Raw genomic sequence first — 16,654 nt, 5'->3', positions numbered from 1 at the left:
TCTCCCCCTTGCTGTCGGTCGTCCCGCCTCGGGGACGGTGTCCCGCCTCGCGTGCGGTTCTCCCGCCCCGCGGTGCGGGGCTCCGCCCTGCGGTCAGCTGCCGCCCATGCCGCCCTGCGCCGCGACCATGGTCGTCGGCAGCGCGCGCACGGCGTGTTCCAGGCCGGGCGCGAGGGCGCCGAGGCGGCTCGTGCAGGCGTCGATACGGGCCCGGTGGGTCTTCTGGTCCTGCCGTGACACGACCGCCCGGACCCGTCCCGCCGCGGCCAGCGCCACCAGCACGGCGTCGGCGTCGGGAACCTCCCGCACGGGGCCGTCGCCGTGCAGTGCTGCGGACACCCTGGCGCGCAGTGCCGCGGACACGGCGTGGTCCGTCACCGTCGACCGGCGGGCGCCGAGGCGGAAGCGGGGCGCCCGCAGGGTGAGGAGTCCGGCTGCGGCGAGCCGGTCCTCGACCTCCGTCAGGCTCCGCCGGCGGTGCCGGCGTACGAGCTGCTTCCAGCCGTGTCCGCCGACGGCGTCGCGCAGCACCCCGTCCAGGACGGGGTCGCCGGCCGGTTCCGTGCCGGACACGGTGACCGTGCCGCGGTCCTCTCCGAGCCGGCCGCGCAGCGTGAGGTCGGCGAGGGCGGCGGCACGGACCAGCAGCTCGGTCCGGGAGCGGTCGTACGGTCCTTCGGCCGCGTCGTCGTGGGCGAGCAGGTACATGAGGCAGGCCAGGTCATCGGTCACATCTCGACGCTAGGGCCGGTCACCCGGGCCGCGGATCGCCCGCCGGGACGGACCGCGACCGGGAGCACGGGAGGACGGCGGCCCGGTCTCCTCCCTGAGGAGGAGGGACCGAGGCCGGTGGGCTCAGGCGCGGCGCGGTCGTACCAGGCCGTGGTCGTAGGCGGCGACGACGGCCTGGACGCGGTCGCGCAGGCCCAGTTTGCGCAGCACCGCCGTGACGTGGTTCTTCACGGTGGCCTCCGACAGGCGCAGCCGCTCGGCGATCTCTGCGTTCGACAGTGCCTGCCCGATCAGGGTGAGCACCTCCCGCTCGCGGCCGGAGAGGTCCCGCAGGGACGGCGGCGGCGCCGGGTCGGGCGTGGTGCGCAGGAACCGGTCGAGGACGCGGCTCAGCACGGTGGGCGCCAGCAGCGCGTCACCGCGCGCGGTGACGCGGATCGCTTCGACGAGTTCGGGGGCGCGGATGTCCTTCAGCAGGAATCCGCTCGCTCCGGCCCGCAGCGCGTCGACCACGTGCGCGTCCACGTCCCAGGTGGTCAGCACGAGCACCCGGGCCCGGCCGCCGTCCGCCACGATCCGGCGGGTCGCCTCGATGCCGTCCACGACGGGCATGCGGACGTCCATCAGCACCACGTCGGGCGCCAGCTCCCGCGTCAGCCGCACCGCCTCGCCGCCGTCGGACGCCTCACCGACCACCTCCAGGTCGTCCCGGGCGTCGATGATCATGCGGAAGCCGGTACGCACCAGGGCCTGGTCGTCGGCCAGGACGACACGCAACGTCATGACACCCCCTCCACCGGCAGCCGGGCCGCCACCTCGAACCCGCCGCCGGGCAGTGGGCCCGCACGCAGGCTGCCGCCCACGAGCCGCACCCGCTCCCGCATGCCCACGAGCCCGCGCCTCGCTCCCGTCGTATCCGAACGCCCCTGCACGGTACGGCCGTTGTCGACGACGGTGACCTCCACGCACCTCCCGTCCAGCAGCACGCGCACGCTCACCTCGTCGGCGTCCGCCGCATGGCGCAGGGTGTTGGTCAGCGCTTCCTGCACGATCCGGTACGCCGCCAGGTCCACCGCGGCCGGCAGTCCGTCGGTGGCGCCGTCGCGGTCCACGTGCACGGCCATCCCGGTCGCCCGCACGGTGTCGGCCAGTTCGTCCAAGCGCGCCAGCGAGGGCCCCGGCTGCCGCGGTTCCCCGGTGCCCTCCGTGCTCTCGTCGGGCCCGAACGCCCGCAGCAGCAGGCGCAGTTCGCCGAGCGCCGACCGTGCACCCGACTCGATGGCCCGCAGCGCCTGGCGGGCCTGTTCGGGCTGCCGGGTGAAGACGTCGTCGGCGGCACCCGCCTGGACGACCATCACGGACAGGGTGTGTGCCACGACGTCGTGCACCTCGCGTGCGATCCGCGCCCGCTCCTCCACCACAGCCCGGCGCGTCTCCGACCTCGTCCGGGCCCGCTGCGCCCGGCGCCACTGCCCGGCGGTCCACGCCAGGACCACCATGAGCAGGTAGACCGCGAGGCCCGCGGGGCCGCCCGCGCCGAAGGACAGCGGGGCCGGCAGGCACACCGCCACGAGCGCCCGCGCGGACACCCGCCGCGGTCTGACCGCCGACAGCACGCACAGGGCGACCTGTGCCGCGAGCAGGGCGCCGGTCAGGGTCACCGCGGGCAGCAGCGCCCAGACCGCGAGTCCCGCCGCCGCGGTCGCGGCCAGTACGGCGGCCGGGGCGCGTGCCACCCACCTCAGGGCGCAGACCTGGACGAGGACCAGGGCCACGGCCGCGGGCAGCCGCCCGGCGTGGTCCGCACCGACGACGAGGACCGAGGTGCCGAGGACACCGAGCACCAGCCCGGCCGACCCCCACCACAGGACCCGCGCCGACCGGGGCGACGGCTCCTCCCCCGCTTCCCCGGCGAGCACCTCGTCCGGCTGCCTGTTGCTGCGGTCCACGCCCCGACCCTATCCGTTCCGTGACCGGGTCACGCCACCGATTCAGCCCGCATTGTCCGTCTGTGAACCCGAGCATTCATGCCGACGCCCTGACGCACGCCGAAACGGAGGGCGCGCTGATCGCTGCAGTCACCGGAGTCGCGCAAGTCCGCGCATGAGAGCAACGCGGCCGTCGCGGCGGCCCGGCAGGGCCCGGTTGCCGGTGGTGCGGGACGACGGACGAGGATTCAGGACGCGGCGCGCAGTTCGGCGTACAGCTCCGCTCCGGTCCAGGTGCGCGGGGTGGTCTCCGCCTGGTGCACGAGGGCGGCGAGCCGGGCGTTGGCAGCGGCGTCCTGTCCGTGGCCGCGGGCAAGGGTGACGATCTCGCCCTGGAGGGAGTCGATCTCTGTGGGGCGGCCGCGTTGCAGGTCCTCCCACATCGACGAGCGCGCGTGGGCGTCGATCCGCAGCGAGGCCGCGGCCACCCGGCGGAACACGGCGTCGGGCAGTCCGAGGAGGTACGGGGTCAGGCGGGGCGAGGCCGGGCCGAGGCGGGCGGGGGTGATGCCGGCGGCGCGGTAGGCGGCGAGGGCCTCGCGCTGGCACAGGGCTAGGCAGCGCCGGTAGGCCCGTTGGCCGAGTTGGTCGCGAAGCGGCAGCCCGGACAGGGCGTTGACCGCGTTGTTGAGGTTCATCAGCAGTTTGGCGTGCTGCACGGCGGCCATGTCGGTGCGGGCCTCGACGGCCAGGTCGGCGCGGCGCAGCGCCGTGTGCAGGGTGTCGTCGGGCTCGGTCATGAGCGTGCCCGGCATGCCCTGGTGGACGGCGCCGGGTTCGGGCTGGACCACGTTGTAGGGCACCATCCCGGCGAGCACGGTGTGTCCCGGCAGGGCGGAGCGCAGGGTGGCGGGGTTGTGCAGGCCGTTCTGCAAGCTGACCACGACGGCGCCGGGGGCGAGATGGGCGGCGAGGTCCTTGGCGGCGGCCTCGGTCCCGGCGGTCTTCACGGTGACCAGCACGTGGTCGGCGTCGGCCGCGGCGCCGGGTTCGGTGGCGAGGATCAGCCGCTCGGGCGCGAGGTGCACGGGCGGACGGGCGCCGACGGTGAGCGTGAGCCCCCGTTCACGCAGCACCTCCATGCCGGAGGGCCGGCCGATGAACGCCACCTCGTACCCGGCCGCGACGAGGTGGCCGCCGAGATGGCAGCCGATGCTGCCGGCGCCGAAGACGGCGAAACGGGGCTTCGACACGGGTGACCTCCGGTGCATCGACGGTGGCGGCGCGGTTGCGGCCCGGGCCGATCGGCCACCCTAGCGCTCCCGGACGGGGCCGTCGGTGGCCTGTGCCGTCTCTGATCCCGGGTCACCGCGAGCCTGCCGCCACCAGGGTCGCGGTGATGGGTTCGAGCTCGGTGATCAGCTCGTCGAGTTCGGCCGGGGACAGGGCGGCGTAGGGCGGGGTGGCGAGTTCGTCGGTGAGGGTTTCGATGCGTTGTTTGGCCGCGCGGCCGGCGTCGGTGAAGCGGCCGTCGGAGTCGACGAGTCCGCGTTCGCGCAGGCCGTCCATGACCGCGGCCAGGCGTTCCTTCGGCAGGTGGTGAAGGCGTCCGAACGACTCCGGGGGTGGATGCCCTGTTCGAGAGCGGAGAGCACGTGGGCCTCCGTGCCGCCGATGCGCGCGCCGACGAGAGCGGCGATGTGCCCGTCGCCGCGGTGCTCGCGCAGCATGGTCGCGGAATGCCACAGCCGGGCGACGGGATCGCCGGGTACCTCGAGGGTGCGCATGCCGGCGTACATCACCCGCCCTTCGGCGGGGGCGCTCGTCGCGGCCTTGGTGGTCAGGTCCGCGGCGCGCACCAGGCCCGGTGAGTCGGCCGACCCCGCGCCGAGGATGCGCCGCAGGGAGGCCACGCTGCCCCGCTGCCGCGCGGCGACGGACGCCTCGGGCGGAATCGTCTCCCAGGCACGGGGGATGTGCCGTGCGGCCTCCCCGTCGGCGAAGCTGTAGAAGGCCGCGTGCACGACGTGGGCCGGCACCCGCCCCAGTGGTGCGGCGCGGCTGGCGAAGTAGCCGTCCCAGTAGCCGCGGTGGCCGAGTGCGGCCAGTTCCTCTTTGCACTCGTCGGCCAGGTAGGTGACCAGGCAGATCGGCTCCAGGAGATCGAACATGCGCCGGGCGATATGAGTCATCGGGTGCAAGCGGGTGTCGCGCATCGGTCTTCTCCCTTTGTGAGGTGTGCCGGCTTGGACCGGCCGGCACACCTGAAGTCATCGGCGGCCGAGGAGGAGCACCGCGGACGGGCATGCGCGCCGGCGACTTGCCGTCGCACTGGGAGCGGAAGCCGTCCCGGCGCGGTGTGCACCCGCTCCCCCGGCCTCACACCGAGAACTCGCGTATCACCGTGTTGCGGAACACCGCCCCGCCGCCGATCGTGAACAGTGCCAGCCGGGTGTCCAGCAGGTACGGGAACACCTGGCTGGTGTGCACGTGGCGGCCGTCGTCGACGAACATCTCCACCGACGTGCGGTCCACCAGGATGCGCAGCTTCACCGTGCCGGCGGCCGGGTCGAACGGGGTGTGGCTCTCCTGCCACCTGCCGGACGTGTCGGCGTTCACCGTGTTGCGTCGGTTGAGGAAGGCGTAGTCGGCGTAGACCCCGGCGTCGATGTGCCGACCGCCGTCGGGTGAGCGCCTCAGCTGGAGGCCGGCGCCGGTGAGCCGGGACCAGGTGATCTCGGTCGTCACCTCGTAGGAGATACCGGTGTAGTCGAGCACCTTCGTGCCGTCCACGGTCACGTCGCCCAGGTTCACGGTGCGGGAGACGTGCGAGTCGAGGCCGGCGACCGGTCGGGAGGCGAGGTAGTAGGTGCCGTCGGATGCCTTCTTGAGGGTGATCTCGCGGACGACGGAGTCGGTGCCGTTGAAGCCGTCGCAGTCGATGGTGGGGGTGGTGTGGGCGTAGTCCCAGTCGTTCACCCAGCCGATCGCGTGCCGGGCGGCCGCGTCCACCGCGCCGCCGGGGTCCCGCTTCTCGAAGGTGACGGCGGCGTACCAGTCCCAGCCGTGGTCGAGCCACTGGGGGTCGTTCGCGTCAGGGGTGAACGCGCTGCCGTCGAAGGAACCCGTCCAGTAGGCGTACGTGTTGGGCAGCCCCGAGCCCTTGCCGTTGGCGCTCGCGCCGAGCACCCACTTGACGGTGCCGTCGCCTGCGGTGATGCGGAACAGGTCGGGGCACTCCAGGACGCCGATGCCGTCGTGAACGAATCCGTCCGCGTAGGTCCAGGACTTGAGGTCGTCGGAGTGGTAGAAGCCGATCTTGTCGTTCTCGGCGAGGGCCATCACCCAGCGGCCCCGGTCCTCGTCGCGGATCACCTTGGGGTCGCGGAAGTCGGCGACGCCCGGGTTGGGCAGGACGGGGTCGGTGCCGTGGTTGCTGAAGGTGACACCGCCGTCGGTCGAGTAGTACAGGAACTGTTCCTGGTGGTCGGTGCCGCCGCCGGGGGACATGGTGACGATGACGACGACCGCGCCGGCGCCGAATCCGGCCGTGTTGCCGGTGTCGACCACCGCCGAACCCGACCAGAGGTCGCCGTTGGGCGTGGTGTCCTTGGGCACGGCGACCCCGCGGTCGGTGAAGGAGACCAGGTCCCTGGTGGTGGCCAGGCGCCACGCGGTACCGACGGCGCCGGTGAAGTAGTCGGCGTTGTAAAGGTAGTAGTAGTGGTATTCGCCGTCGATCCAGACGGGCCGCTGCGGGTCGTTCTTCCACTGGTCGGGCACCGTGAAGTGATACGCGGCGCGGTAACTCGCCCCGCTCGTGGCGGGCTTGGTCTTCTTCCTGCCCGCGGCTCCGGGCTGCGGAGCGGCCGTGGCCGTTCCGACGGGCAGCAGTGCGGCGGCGGTGCCCGCCGCCGATCCTGCGAACAGTGCTCTCCTGGAAATCCCTGACGTTCCGGACATGACGCATCGTTCCTCTCATGGCGGCTCGGGAGGGCGCGTGGCGGCTCGTGTGAACGAGGACTGTAGACCTAACTCGTTAAAGGTCAAGCGTTCCCGACCCTTGACAGGCCTGTTGCGCGGTTCTCATCATCTGGGGCATCAACCCTGATCTAACACGAGTTAGGCGCTTTGGATGACTGACTCGCACCTCCCCCGCCGCACGCTCCTGCGGTACGGCGCGTACGGGGCGGGAGCGGCCGCCCTGGCCGCGACCGCCGCGAGCTGGGACCGGCTCACGGGAGCCGACATCCCCGGCCGCGACGACGGCTCCCTCGTCGTCGCCACCCTCGGCTCCGCCTTCGACCCGGCCACCGTCGACGCCCTCACCAAGGGCTTCCACCGGCTCCACCCGGACATCCCGCTGCGGGTGAACGCGGTGCAGGCCGTCGACTGGTCGGACTTCTTCGCGAAGATCCTCACCCAGATCGCCGCGGGCAGCGCGCCCGACCTGGTGTACGTGGCCACCGAGGGTGTGCAGCTGTTCGCCCGGCGGCTCGGCGTCCCGCTGGACCGCTGGGTGCGGCGGGACGCGGCGGAACTGCGTGAGTACTTCGCCGACGTCCACCCCTCGCTGGTCGAGTCGATGATGTACGAGGGGAACCTCTACCAGCTGCCGATGGAGTTCAACGCCGCCGACATGTACCTCAACAAGCAGGTACTCGAGCGGGCGGGCGCGGGATTCCCGGCGGCCGACTGGAGCCGCGACGACTTCACCGCGCTGCTGCGGGAGATGAAGCGGGCCGGCGACGCGCACTTCACTCCGTACTTCTGGACCAACCGGCTGTGGGGCGGCGTGGTGCCCTGGCTCTTCGCGAACGACACGAACCTGCTTGAGGAGTCGAGGGCGCCCGGCGGCTCCTGGCTGTGGGACGCCTTCTACCCGGCCGCCGACCGGCGGGGGCGCGGCGGGGGCTTCCGCTGGACGAACCCGCAGGCCACCGCCGACCGGGTCGAGGAGGCGTACGACTATCTCGCCTCGCTCGTCCAGGAGAACCTGTGCACCCGGCCCGAGGGCGGCAACGGCAGCAATCTGGTCGGCGTGTTCTCCACCGGCCGCGTCGGCGTCACGCCGGCGGGCGGATTCTGGGCGGGCGGTCTGCATCTGGCCGGCATGCGGGCCGCCGACTACGACGTGCAGTACTTCCCGCGCTGGCGTACCCAGCGCCACCAGTTCGGCGCGGCGGGCTACGCGCTGCTGCGCACCTCGAAGAAACAGGAAGCCGCCTGGGAGTTCATCAAGTACGCGGCCCGCAAGGACACCATGACCCGGCTGTTCCGGAGCAACCAGACCACCCCGGCCCGGCGTTCGATGCTGAACGCCGCCCGCTACGCCGCGAGCGGCCCGGCGCACTGGCAGGTCTTCTACGACACCCTCGACCGGTTCCCCGACACCGGCCCGATCCCCGCGCCGCCGCAGGTCGCCGAGGTGACCGACGTCCTGCTCAAGTACACCGGCACCGCGCTGGCCTCGCCGCGCGCGGTGGGTCCCGCGTTGCGCCGGATGCAGGGCGACCTGGAGCAGGCCATGGAGCGTGAGGTATGACGAACACCCAGGTCCCGGCCGTACGTCCACGGCCCTCCGTGCCGTCCGCCGTCGCCGTGCGGTCCTCCGTCCGTGACCGCGGCGCCCGGCTGCTGGCCGCGCTGTTCCTGGCGCCCACGGTCGTCGGCATCGTCGTCTTCACGGTCGTGCCGATCATCGGGTCCGTCGTGCTGAGCCTGTTCCACTGGAACGTGATCGACCCGCCGCGCTTCGCCGGCGGCGCCAACTACCGTACGACGTTCACGGACTCGACCGTCCTGGTCTCCTTCCGCAACACGCTCGTCTTCATGGTCCTCGCGGTCGCTCTGCAACTGCTGATCGCGCTGGCGCTGGCGCTCGCGCTGAACGGGCGGATGCCGGTGTGGCTGCGATCGGTGTTCCGGTCGGCGTTCTTCTTCCCGCTGGTGCTGTCCGCCGCTTCGATCTCGGTGGTGATGAAGTACCTGTTCAACCAGGACTTCGGGGTGGTGAACTGGCTGATCGGCCTGGTCGGCGTCGCGCCCGTGCCCTGGCTGACCTCGGAGCACGCGGCCATGGCCACGGTGATCCTGGTCTACGTGTGGCAGCAGTTCGGTTTCTCGTTCCTGCTGTTCGTCGGCGGTCTGAACAACATCCCCAAGGAGATCCACGAGGCGGCCGCCCTCGACGGCGCGAGCGGCCTGCGCAAGCACCTCGCCATCACGCTGCCGCTGCTGTCGCCGACGCTGCTCGTCGCGTCGGTGGTCGGCATCATCAACGCCCTCCAGGTCTTCGAACAGCCCTACGTCCTCACCGACGGCGGACCCGGCGACGCCACCCGCACCGTGGTGATGGTGATCTACGAGAGGGCCTTCGAGCAGCTCGACTTCGGCGAGGCATCCGCGGTGGGCGTGCTGCTCTTCGCGCTGATCATGGCGGTCACCGCCCTCCAGTTCCGGCTCAGCCGGCGTTACGTCCACTACCAGTGAGCCGGTGAGCCGCATGAGCCAAGCAACCCTGTCCCTGAGCCGCGTACGCCACTCGCTCGCCCCTCGGGCCCGGATCGCCGGACTGACCGTGTGCGCCCTGCTGACGCTCGGCCCGGTCGTCTGGACCGTCTCCACCTCCCTGCGCACTCCGGCCCAGTCCTTCGACCTGCCTCCGCAGATCGTCCCGGCGCACCCGACGACCGCGGCCTACCGCGGGGTCTTCCAGCAGATCGACGTGTGGCTGCTCGCCCTCAACTCCACGCTGGTGACGGCGCTGATCGCCCTCGGCCAGATGATCACGGCAGGTCTCGCCGGATACGCCTTCGCGCGCCTGGAGTTCCGCTTCAAGAAGCCGCTGTTCGGCCTGGTCCTGGCGACGATGATGGTGCCGTTGCAGGTCACCATCGTGCCCGTGTTCCTGGTGCTGAAGTCGATGCACCTCACCGACACACTCCTCGGCCTGATCATCCCGGCCTTCCCGACCGCCTTCGGCACCTTCCTGATGCGCCAGTACTTCCTCGGCATGCCGAAGGACCTGGGCGAGGCGGCCATGCTGGACGGCGCGGGGCCCTGGCGGATCTTCCGCTCGGTATACGCGCCGCTGGCCGCACCCGGCCTGGCGATCGTCGGCGTACTGGCCTTCAACTACCACTGGAACGAGTTCTTCCGCCCGCTGATCCTGGAGACCTCCAGCCAGAACTACACGCTTCCACTGGGCCTGGTCTCCCTCCAGGGCAACCTCGGCACCGGGTCGATCTCGGTGGTCCTCGCGGGGGTCGTGCTCTCGATGCTCCCCGCGGTCGCCGTGTTCGTCGTCGGCCAGCGCCCGCTGCGCGAGGGCATCACGTCCGCAGGAGTCAACCGTTGAGCGATGACCCCAACGCCCCGCGTCTCAGGGTCCGTCCGTCCACCGGCTGGATCAACGACCCCAACGGACCGTTCCGTTGGCGGGACCGCTACCACCTCTTCTACCAGCACAACCCCGACGCACCGGTGCACGCGAACGTCCACTGGGGACATGCCTCCAGCGCCGACCTCGCGCACTGGGAGCACCACCCGATCGCGCTCGCCCCGACGCCCGGCGGCCCCGACGAGGCAGGCTGCTGGTCGGGCTGCGTCATCGACGAAGCCGGCACACCGACCGCTGTGTACACGGGAGTCGACCGTGCCCACACCGGACTCGGCGCCATCTGCCTGGCGCGGGCGGCGGACCCGGACGACGAGCGGCTGACCGCGTGGAAGCCACTGCCGACGCCCGTGGTGGCCGGGCCGCCGCCGGGACTGGACGTGGTGATGTTCCGCGACCCGTTCGTCTTCCGCCACGCGGACCGGCGCTGGGCCCTCGTCGGGGCCGGGCACGCCGACGGCACGCCGTCCGTCCTGCTCTACGACTGCGACGACCTGGCCGACTGGCGGTTCGCCGGTGTGCTGCTGGACGGCGCGGACCCGGTGGCCGTCGGCGCGTTCGGCGACAAGGCGGTGGGCTGGGAGTGCCCCCACCTGTACCGGACAGCGGGCGGCGACCACGTACTTCTGGTGTCGCTGTGGGACGGGGATCCCTGCTCGACCGGCTATCTGACCGGCCGTCTGCAAGCGGACGGCCGGGGAACGCCGAGGTTCGTGACGCGCGCCGGCGGCCGGCTCGACCAGGGGCGGGACTTCTACGCTCCCGCCGTGCTCCAGGAACCGGACCGCGCACTGCTGTGGGGCTGGTCGTGGGAGGCCCGCCCGCAGGACGAGGTGCACCGGGCCGGATGGGCGGGCGTCCTCACCGCGCCACGGGTCGTCGACGTACACGCCGACGGTTCGCTGCGCGTCCGTCCGGCCCCGGAGCTCGACCTGCTCCGCCCGGCCGAGCCGTTCGTCACCGCGCCGGGCCGGGTTCCGCTGCCCACGACGTACGACCTGACGATCACCGCCTGCGGACCGACCACGGTGAGCCTGCTCCGGGACGCGTCGGGCCGGGAGCTGACCCTCCGGGCGGACCCCGCCGGCGGAACCGTCGTCCTCGACCGCAGTGGCTGGCCCCGGACCGGCAGGGAAGGCTCCGCCCCGATCACCGTGCACGTGCCGAGGGCGCCGGAACTCACGCTCCGGCTGCTCGTCGACGGCTCTCTCCTCGAAATCTTCGTCGCGGAGCGGGCGATGGTCACCGAGCGCGTCTACCGGCGCCCGGGCGACATCGCCGAACTGGTGGTCGAGGGGCCTGGTGCCCGGGTCACCGGGTGGGCGCCGGCGCCACGGAGGCGCGGCTGACCACAGGGCAGGCCAGACGCCGGACGGTCGCGGGCGGCGTCCGGCCGGTGTCGATGGCGTCCAGGAGCAGCCGGGCCGCCGCCTCGCCCATCGCCCGGTGCGGCAGCGCGACCGAGGTGAGGGGCGGGGTGAGGAACGCGGCCATGTGCTCCTGGTCGTCGTAGCCGACCACCGACAGATCGGCGGGGACGTCGATCCCGAGCCGGGTCGCGGCGTGCAGGACGCCCGCCGCGACCCGGTCGTTGTAGCACAGGACGCCGGAGGGGCGGCGGTCCGGTTCGACCCCGTCGAACAGGCGCAGTGCCCCCGCGTATCCCGCCGAGATCTCCCCGCCGCCGCGTACGATCCACTTCTCGGGCACGGTGACGCCCTCGGCGCGCAGCGCGTCGCGGAAGCCGCGGGTGCGTTCGGCCGAGGCGATGTCGTCCAGGCCGCCGATCACGGCGAGCCGGCGGTGGCCCGCGTCGAGCAGTAGGCGGGCCGCGCTACGGCCACCGGCGCGCTCGGCTGGGACCACGGCGGGCAGGGAGTCGTCCTCGGGCAGGCAGTTGGCCAGCACGGAGTGGGTGCGGTGCAGGCCCTCGGGGACGCGGACCCGGCGCAGTGACATGGCCGCGTAGATGATGCCGTCCACGCGCCGGTCGAGCAGCTCCGCGACGGCCGCGTCCTCCTTGGCGGGGTCACCGCCGGAGTCGACGGTGAGGACTAGATGGTCGCTGCCCCAGGCCGTCTCCATGGCCCCGCGCAGCAGCCGGCCGGCGAACGGTGAGGACGCGATCTCGTCGGTGACCAGCCCGATCACGGCCGTACGGCGACGGCGCAGACCGCGGGCGACGGGATCGGGGCGGTAGCCCAGTTGTGCGGCGGCCTGCCGGATGCGTTCCTGGGTGGCGGGCGAGAGGTTGCCCTCGGCCCGGCCGTTGAACACGAAGGACACCGCGGTGTGCGACACACCGGCGATCCGGGCCACGTCCCGTGACGTCGGGCGCCCGGTGCCCGTGCTCCTGCTCTCCTCGGCACCGCCCACGCCGTCCGCCGCCCTCGCCCAGCCCGTCCCTGCCGATCACCGCCCACCCTATCCGCGGGGAGCGCCGCGGCACACGGGAGCCCCTCAGGGCACCGCGGCCCGGGCGCCCGACGTGATCACCGGAGGCTGGCCTCCGGACCCCGCTGCGGACTGGACGAACTCATCCTTCCGGCGAACGAGCCCGGTTCCTCGATCATGCCGGGCAAGGTCAACCCGACCCAGTGCGAGATCATGGTCATGGTCTGCGTCCAAGTGCTGTCCGAGGACGAGACCATCGCCTTCGCCGGCGCCCGGGGCACCTTCGAACTCAACGCCATGCGCCCGGTCGCGGCGGGCCACCGAGGAGGGGCTGCTCCGCGACGACCTGCCGTCCGCCTGGGCGAGTTCACTGCCGCCGCGGCTCATGCATCTGGCCGCGCAGCAGCTGCCCGAGCTCAGCGCGGCCCAGGCCGCCGACGCGGTCGTCGACACCCTTCTGCGGGGGCTCGGGGCGCCGTGATCGTCGCGGGGCTTGTGACCGGCCGGTAGGTCTGATTGGGTACCGCGCGACAGAACAGAGGTGGGCGGCGTGGATCAGGCAGCAGGACAGGACGTGCGCGGGGCGTTGCCCGCGGGGCTCGGGCAGGCGATACGGCGGACCGCCGCCGACATCACGGCCGTACTCGACGGGGTGGCCGACACGAGCCGGGCCGTGCCCGGGTCGCAGTGGACGGTCGGCGAGGCGGCGGCCCATCTGGCGCTGGCCAACGAGCTGATGGCCGACCTCGCCCTGGGCCGGGAACGGCCCTACGGGGACGGTACGCCGCAGAGCCTGGCGGCGGCGAACGCCGAGTCGCTGGCCGTGTTCGGGGAGCGCCGGGCGGCGCCGCTCGCGGCGATGATCAGCGACCAGGCGGAGCGGTGCGCCGACGCGCTGGCCGCGGCGGCCGACGGCCCGGCGCCGGTGACCCCGCTCGGCCCGATGGACCGGTCCGTACTCGCCTCCTACCTGCTCACCCACATGCTGGGCCACGGTTACGATCTCGCCCGCGCGGTGCGCCGCCCGCACATGATCGACGCCGAACGGGTCGCGTGGTGCGTCCCGTTCCTGCTCTCGGCGATGCCGGCCGTGGCCGACGGCACGGCCACCGCCGGTCTGACCGCCCGCTACACGATCCGGCTGCGCGGCGGCGGCGCCTTCGGCGTCAGCCTGGGCGACGGCGCCGTACAGGTGGCACCGGAACCGTCGGCCCACCCGGACTGCACGATCCTCATCGACCCGGTCGCCTTCCTGCTCATCGCCCTGGGCCGCCGCAACCCGTGGCTCGCCATGGCCCGGGGCCAGGTGTTCGCCTACGGGCGCAAGCCCTGGCTCGGGCCCCGCTTCCCCGCTCTCTTCGTCGCGCCCTGAGCTCCCGGCTGCCACTGCCGTCGCCGTTGCCCCGGCCTCGCGTCGGCTCACCGGCCCGGCGGCACGGCGGTACCGCCGCCGCGCGCTGATCCGGCCCGCTCCCAGGCATCCCCCGTCCGGCCCAACCCCGCTCGGCCAGAAGAGGCGCGCGGGCGTGACCGGTGTGACCGTGGTGGAAGGTATGGGCGCGCGCACGGATTCGAGGAGGTCGCATGGCCGAGGGACTGGTCGACGGCAGAGCGCCCCGCACTGCCCTGGTGGACGGCTCCGGCCGCCCCGCGCCGACCTTCGAAGCGATGAGTGCCGTCGCCGATGCCGTGCTCTACGAGGGTTACCTCCTCTACCCCTATCGGCGGTCGTCGCCGAAGAACCGCGCCCGCTGGCAGTTCGGGGTCCTCTTCCCCCGCGACTGGGCGGAGGCGGACGGGCCGGTCAGTCCGGGCGTGTCGGGTTCGGCGGACTCCTGGTACCAGCGGACGGAGTGCCTGCTGCGGGTGAACCGGCCGGATGCGGTCGTGCGGCTGCGGGTGCGGTACCTGCAACTGCAGCACAAGCAGGTCGAGGACGCCGACGGGCGGCCCGTCGAGTCGCTGGCCTGCGGCGACGGGACCGTGCAGCTGACCTTCGAGGAGGCGGTGGCCCGCGCGGCCGACCTCACGGCCGCGCTGGACGAGGGCGAGTACAGGTTCGCGGTGGGCTCCCCGGCCGGTACCGACACCGAGGAACTGCCCGGCGGCGCCGGGCGGATCGTCCGCCGCCGGGCGGAGGTGCGGGCGAGTACCGTCCTGGTGGCCGAGCGGCTCGGCGAGGGCCTCTTCCGGCTCCGGGTACGCACCGCGAACGAAGGGAGCGTGGGGGATCCGCGCGCCCCGCGCGACCTGGCCCTGCGGCACGCGCTCATCGCCACCCACACCCTCCTCGGCGTCGAGGGCGCGGAGTTCGTCTCCCTGATCGACCCGGGCCGGGCCCTCCGGGAGGCCGCCCGGGGCTGCCGCAACGACTTCACCTTCCCGGTGCTCGGCGGCCCGCCCCCGGCCGGCGCCCCCGCGGACGGCTCGGCGTCCGCCCTGCTGCTCTCCTCGCCGATCATCCTCCCCGACCATCCGCAGGTGGCGCCGGAGAGCCCCGGCGACCTCCACGACGCCGGTGAGATCGACGAGATCCTCACCCTGCGGACCATGCTGCTGACGGACGAGGAGAAACGGGAGGCCCGGGCCACCGACCCGCGGGCCGCCGAGATCCTCGACCGGGTCGACACCATGCCACCGGAGGTCTTCGAACGCCTGCACGGCGCCATCCGCTCACTCGGCCCGGCCGCCGCTGCCTCCTCCCCCACCGTGCGTCCCGCCTGGTGGCAGGAGGGCGGCGACGACGGGCTCTCGCCCGCCACCGACAGCGTCCTCGTCGGCGGCGTGCGGGTCGGCGGCGGCAGCCCGGTGCGGCTGCGCCCGCGCGGCAGGGGCGCCGACGCCCAGGACATGTTCCTCGTCGGCCGCACCGCGACCGTCGCCGCCGTCTTCCACGACGTGGACGGCAGTACCCACCTGGCCGTCACCGTGGACGACGACCCGGCGGCCGAACTGCACGGCTGGTACGGCCGCTTCCACTACTTCCGGCCCGACGAAGTCGAGCCGCTCGGGGCACCGACGTCCCGGACCCAGCGGCGGCTGCCGAGCCGTCCCCGGGACCCACTCCATCGGAGGCCTAGCGCATGAGCACCAGCAAGAACGGCACCACGGCCGTCACCGGCGAAGGCGGCCGGGCCGACGGCGAGCACCAGGGGTTCGACGAGATCACCATCCTCTGGATCTCCGAGGGCATGAGCTGCGACGGCGACACCGTCTCCGTGACGGCCGCCGACCAGCCCTCCATCGAGGACCTGGTCCTGGGCCTGATCCCGGGCATGCCGAAGGTCAACCTGGTCAACAAGGTGCTCTCGCCGAGCCTGGGCGGGGAGGACTTCCTCGCGCCGTACCGGGCGGCCGCGCGGGGCGAACTGGAGCCGTTCATCCTCGTCATCGAGGGCTCCATCCCGAACCAGAACATCATCGAGGGCGAGGGCTACTGGACGTCCTTCGGCAACCATCCGGAGACCGGTCAGCCGCAGACCCTCAACGAGTGGATCGACGACCTGGCGCCCCGGGCCTGGGCGGTGGTGGCCGTCGGCACCTGCGCCACCTTCGGCGGCATCCACGCGATGGCCGGCAACCCGACCGGCGCCATGGGCCTCGCGGACTACCTCGGCTGGGACTTCAAGTCCCAGGGCGGGCTGCCCGTGGTGAACATCCCGGGCTGCCCGGTGCAGCCGGAGAACTTCATGGAGACCCTGGTCTGGGTGCTCTACCACGCCGCCGGCACCGCTCCCCCGCCGCCGCTGGACCACATGCTGCGGCCGCAGTGGCTGTTCGGCCGCACCGTCCACGAGGGCTGCGACCGCGCCGCCTACTACGAGCAGGCGACCTTCGCGGCGGACTACAACTCGCCCAAGTGCCTGGTCAAGACGGGCTGCTGGGGTCCGGTCGTGAACTGCAACGTGCCCAAGCGGGGCTGGATGGCCGGTATCGGCGGCTGTCCGAACGTCGGCGGCATCTGCATCGGCTGCACCATGCCGGGCTTCCCGGACGCGTTCATGCCGTTCATGGACGAGCCGCCCGGCGGCACCCTCTCCTCGCTCGCCATCAAGCCGTACGGGGCGGTCATCCGCCGGCTGCGCGGCTTCACCAACGAGCTGGTCAACCACGAGCCGAAGTGGCGCCACAACAAGCGCAAGCTCACCAGCGGCTACGCCCCGCGCTGGCGCCCCTGACGCGCCACGGCCAGTCCCCCCAC

13 protein-coding genes and 2 pseudogenes are annotated in these 16,654 nt (G+C 72.8%); 8 read left to right on the top strand and 7 right to left on the bottom strand.

Annotated elements, in window-relative coordinates; all coding sequences use genetic code 11:
- Positions 1-93 precede the first annotated feature (93 nt).
- The 6 genes and pseudogenes from BLW82_RS40060 to BLW82_RS40035 all read right to left on the bottom strand — a co-directional run bounded on the left by BLW82_RS40060 (position 94) and on the right by BLW82_RS40035 (position 6,623).
- Positions 94-732 carry a GOLPH3/VPS74 family protein gene (locus BLW82_RS40060; protein WP_093507006.1) on the bottom strand — a complete coding sequence of 213 codons (639 nt, stop codon included), beginning with the start codon at positions 730-732 and terminating at the stop codon, positions 94-96.
- 123 nt (positions 733-855) lie between these two features.
- Complete coding sequence (locus BLW82_RS40055; RefSeq protein ID WP_093507004.1) at positions 856-1,515, bottom strand: response regulator; 660 nt, start codon at positions 1,513-1,515, stop codon at positions 856-858.
- Positions 1,512-2,681: a sensor histidine kinase gene (locus BLW82_RS40050; protein WP_177233218.1), complete on the bottom strand. Its 1,170-nt coding sequence runs from the start codon at positions 2,679-2,681 to the stop codon at positions 1,512-1,514. Before BLW82_RS40050 ends, BLW82_RS40055 begins: the two co-directional genes overlap by 4 nt.
- 227 nt (positions 2,682-2,908) lie before the next feature.
- Positions 2,909-3,913, bottom strand: a complete 1,005-nt coding sequence (locus BLW82_RS40045; protein ID WP_256216116.1) for a 2-dehydropantoate 2-reductase — start codon at positions 3,911-3,913, stop codon at positions 2,909-2,911.
- A gap of 112 nt (positions 3,914-4,025) precedes the next feature.
- A pseudogene (locus tag BLW82_RS40040) lies at positions 4,026-4,831 on the bottom strand (MarR family transcriptional regulator).
- Between the two features lie 208 nt (positions 4,832-5,039).
- Positions 5,040-6,623 (bottom strand): glycoside hydrolase family 32 protein, encoded by a 1,584-nt coding sequence (locus BLW82_RS40035; RefSeq protein ID WP_093507000.1) that lies wholly within the window; start codon positions 6,621-6,623, stop codon positions 5,040-5,042.
- 172 nt (positions 6,624-6,795) lie between these two features.
- Between BLW82_RS40035 and BLW82_RS40030 the strand changes: the two genes are divergently transcribed.
- The 4 genes from BLW82_RS40030 to BLW82_RS40015 are packed head-to-tail and all read left to right on the top strand — an operon-like array spanning position 6,796 to position 11,408.
- Positions 6,796-8,205, top strand: coding sequence for an extracellular solute-binding protein (locus BLW82_RS40030; RefSeq protein ID WP_093506998.1), 1,410 nt, complete (start codon positions 6,796-6,798; stop codon positions 8,203-8,205).
- Positions 8,202-9,152, top strand: a complete 951-nt coding sequence (locus BLW82_RS40025; RefSeq protein WP_093506996.1) for a carbohydrate ABC transporter permease — start codon at positions 8,202-8,204, stop codon at positions 9,150-9,152. The genes BLW82_RS40030 and BLW82_RS40025 overlap by 4 nt, the downstream gene beginning before the upstream one ends.
- 13 nt (positions 9,153-9,165) lie before the next feature.
- On the top strand, positions 9,166-10,020 hold the full coding sequence (locus BLW82_RS40020; RefSeq protein ID WP_093506994.1) for a carbohydrate ABC transporter permease: 855 nt from the start codon (positions 9,166-9,168) through the stop codon (positions 10,018-10,020).
- Positions 10,017-11,408, top strand: coding sequence for a glycoside hydrolase family 32 protein (locus BLW82_RS40015; protein ID WP_093506992.1), 1,392 nt, complete (start codon positions 10,017-10,019; stop codon positions 11,406-11,408). Before BLW82_RS40020 ends, BLW82_RS40015 begins: the two co-directional genes overlap by 4 nt.
- Here the strand turns inward: BLW82_RS40015 and BLW82_RS40010 are convergent.
- The gene (locus BLW82_RS40010) at positions 11,371-12,435 is read right to left on the bottom strand and encodes a LacI family DNA-binding transcriptional regulator (RefSeq protein ID WP_093506990.1); all 1,065 of its coding nucleotides are present in this window, start codon (positions 12,433-12,435) and stop codon (positions 11,371-11,373) included. The genes BLW82_RS40015 and BLW82_RS40010 overlap by 38 nt on opposite strands.
- A 114-nt stretch (positions 12,436-12,549) precedes the next feature.
- On the opposite strand from BLW82_RS40010, the pseudogene BLW82_RS40005 reads away from it, so the two are divergent.
- The 4 genes and pseudogenes from BLW82_RS40005 to BLW82_RS39985 all read left to right on the top strand — a co-directional run.
- A pseudogene (locus tag BLW82_RS40005) lies at positions 12,550-12,768 on the top strand (lyase family protein); the annotation flags it as partial.
- Positions 12,769-13,003: 235 nt separating this feature from the next.
- The gene (locus BLW82_RS39995; protein WP_093508525.1) at positions 13,004-13,825 is read left to right on the top strand and encodes a maleylpyruvate isomerase family mycothiol-dependent enzyme; all 822 of its coding nucleotides are present in this window, start codon (positions 13,004-13,006) and stop codon (positions 13,823-13,825) included.
- A 212-nt stretch (positions 13,826-14,037) separates the two neighbouring features.
- Complete coding sequence (locus BLW82_RS39990) at positions 14,038-15,540, top strand: hypothetical protein (RefSeq protein WP_371131450.1); 1,503 nt, start codon at positions 14,038-14,040, stop codon at positions 15,538-15,540.
- Positions 15,537-16,631 (top strand): NADH-quinone oxidoreductase subunit B family protein, encoded by a 1,095-nt coding sequence (locus tag BLW82_RS39985; protein ID WP_093506988.1) that lies wholly within the window; start codon positions 15,537-15,539, stop codon positions 16,629-16,631. The genes BLW82_RS39990 and BLW82_RS39985 overlap by 4 nt, the downstream gene beginning before the upstream one ends.
- The last annotated feature ends 23 nt before the right edge of the window (positions 16,632-16,654 follow it).

Source organism: Streptomyces sp. Ag109_O5-10, assembly GCF_900105755.1.
Classification (GTDB): Bacteria; Actinomycetota; Actinomycetes; order Streptomycetales; family Streptomycetaceae; genus Streptomyces.
The sequence above is the reverse complement of the archived record's forward strand: the minus strand, read 5'-3'. Positions and strand labels throughout refer to the sequence as shown.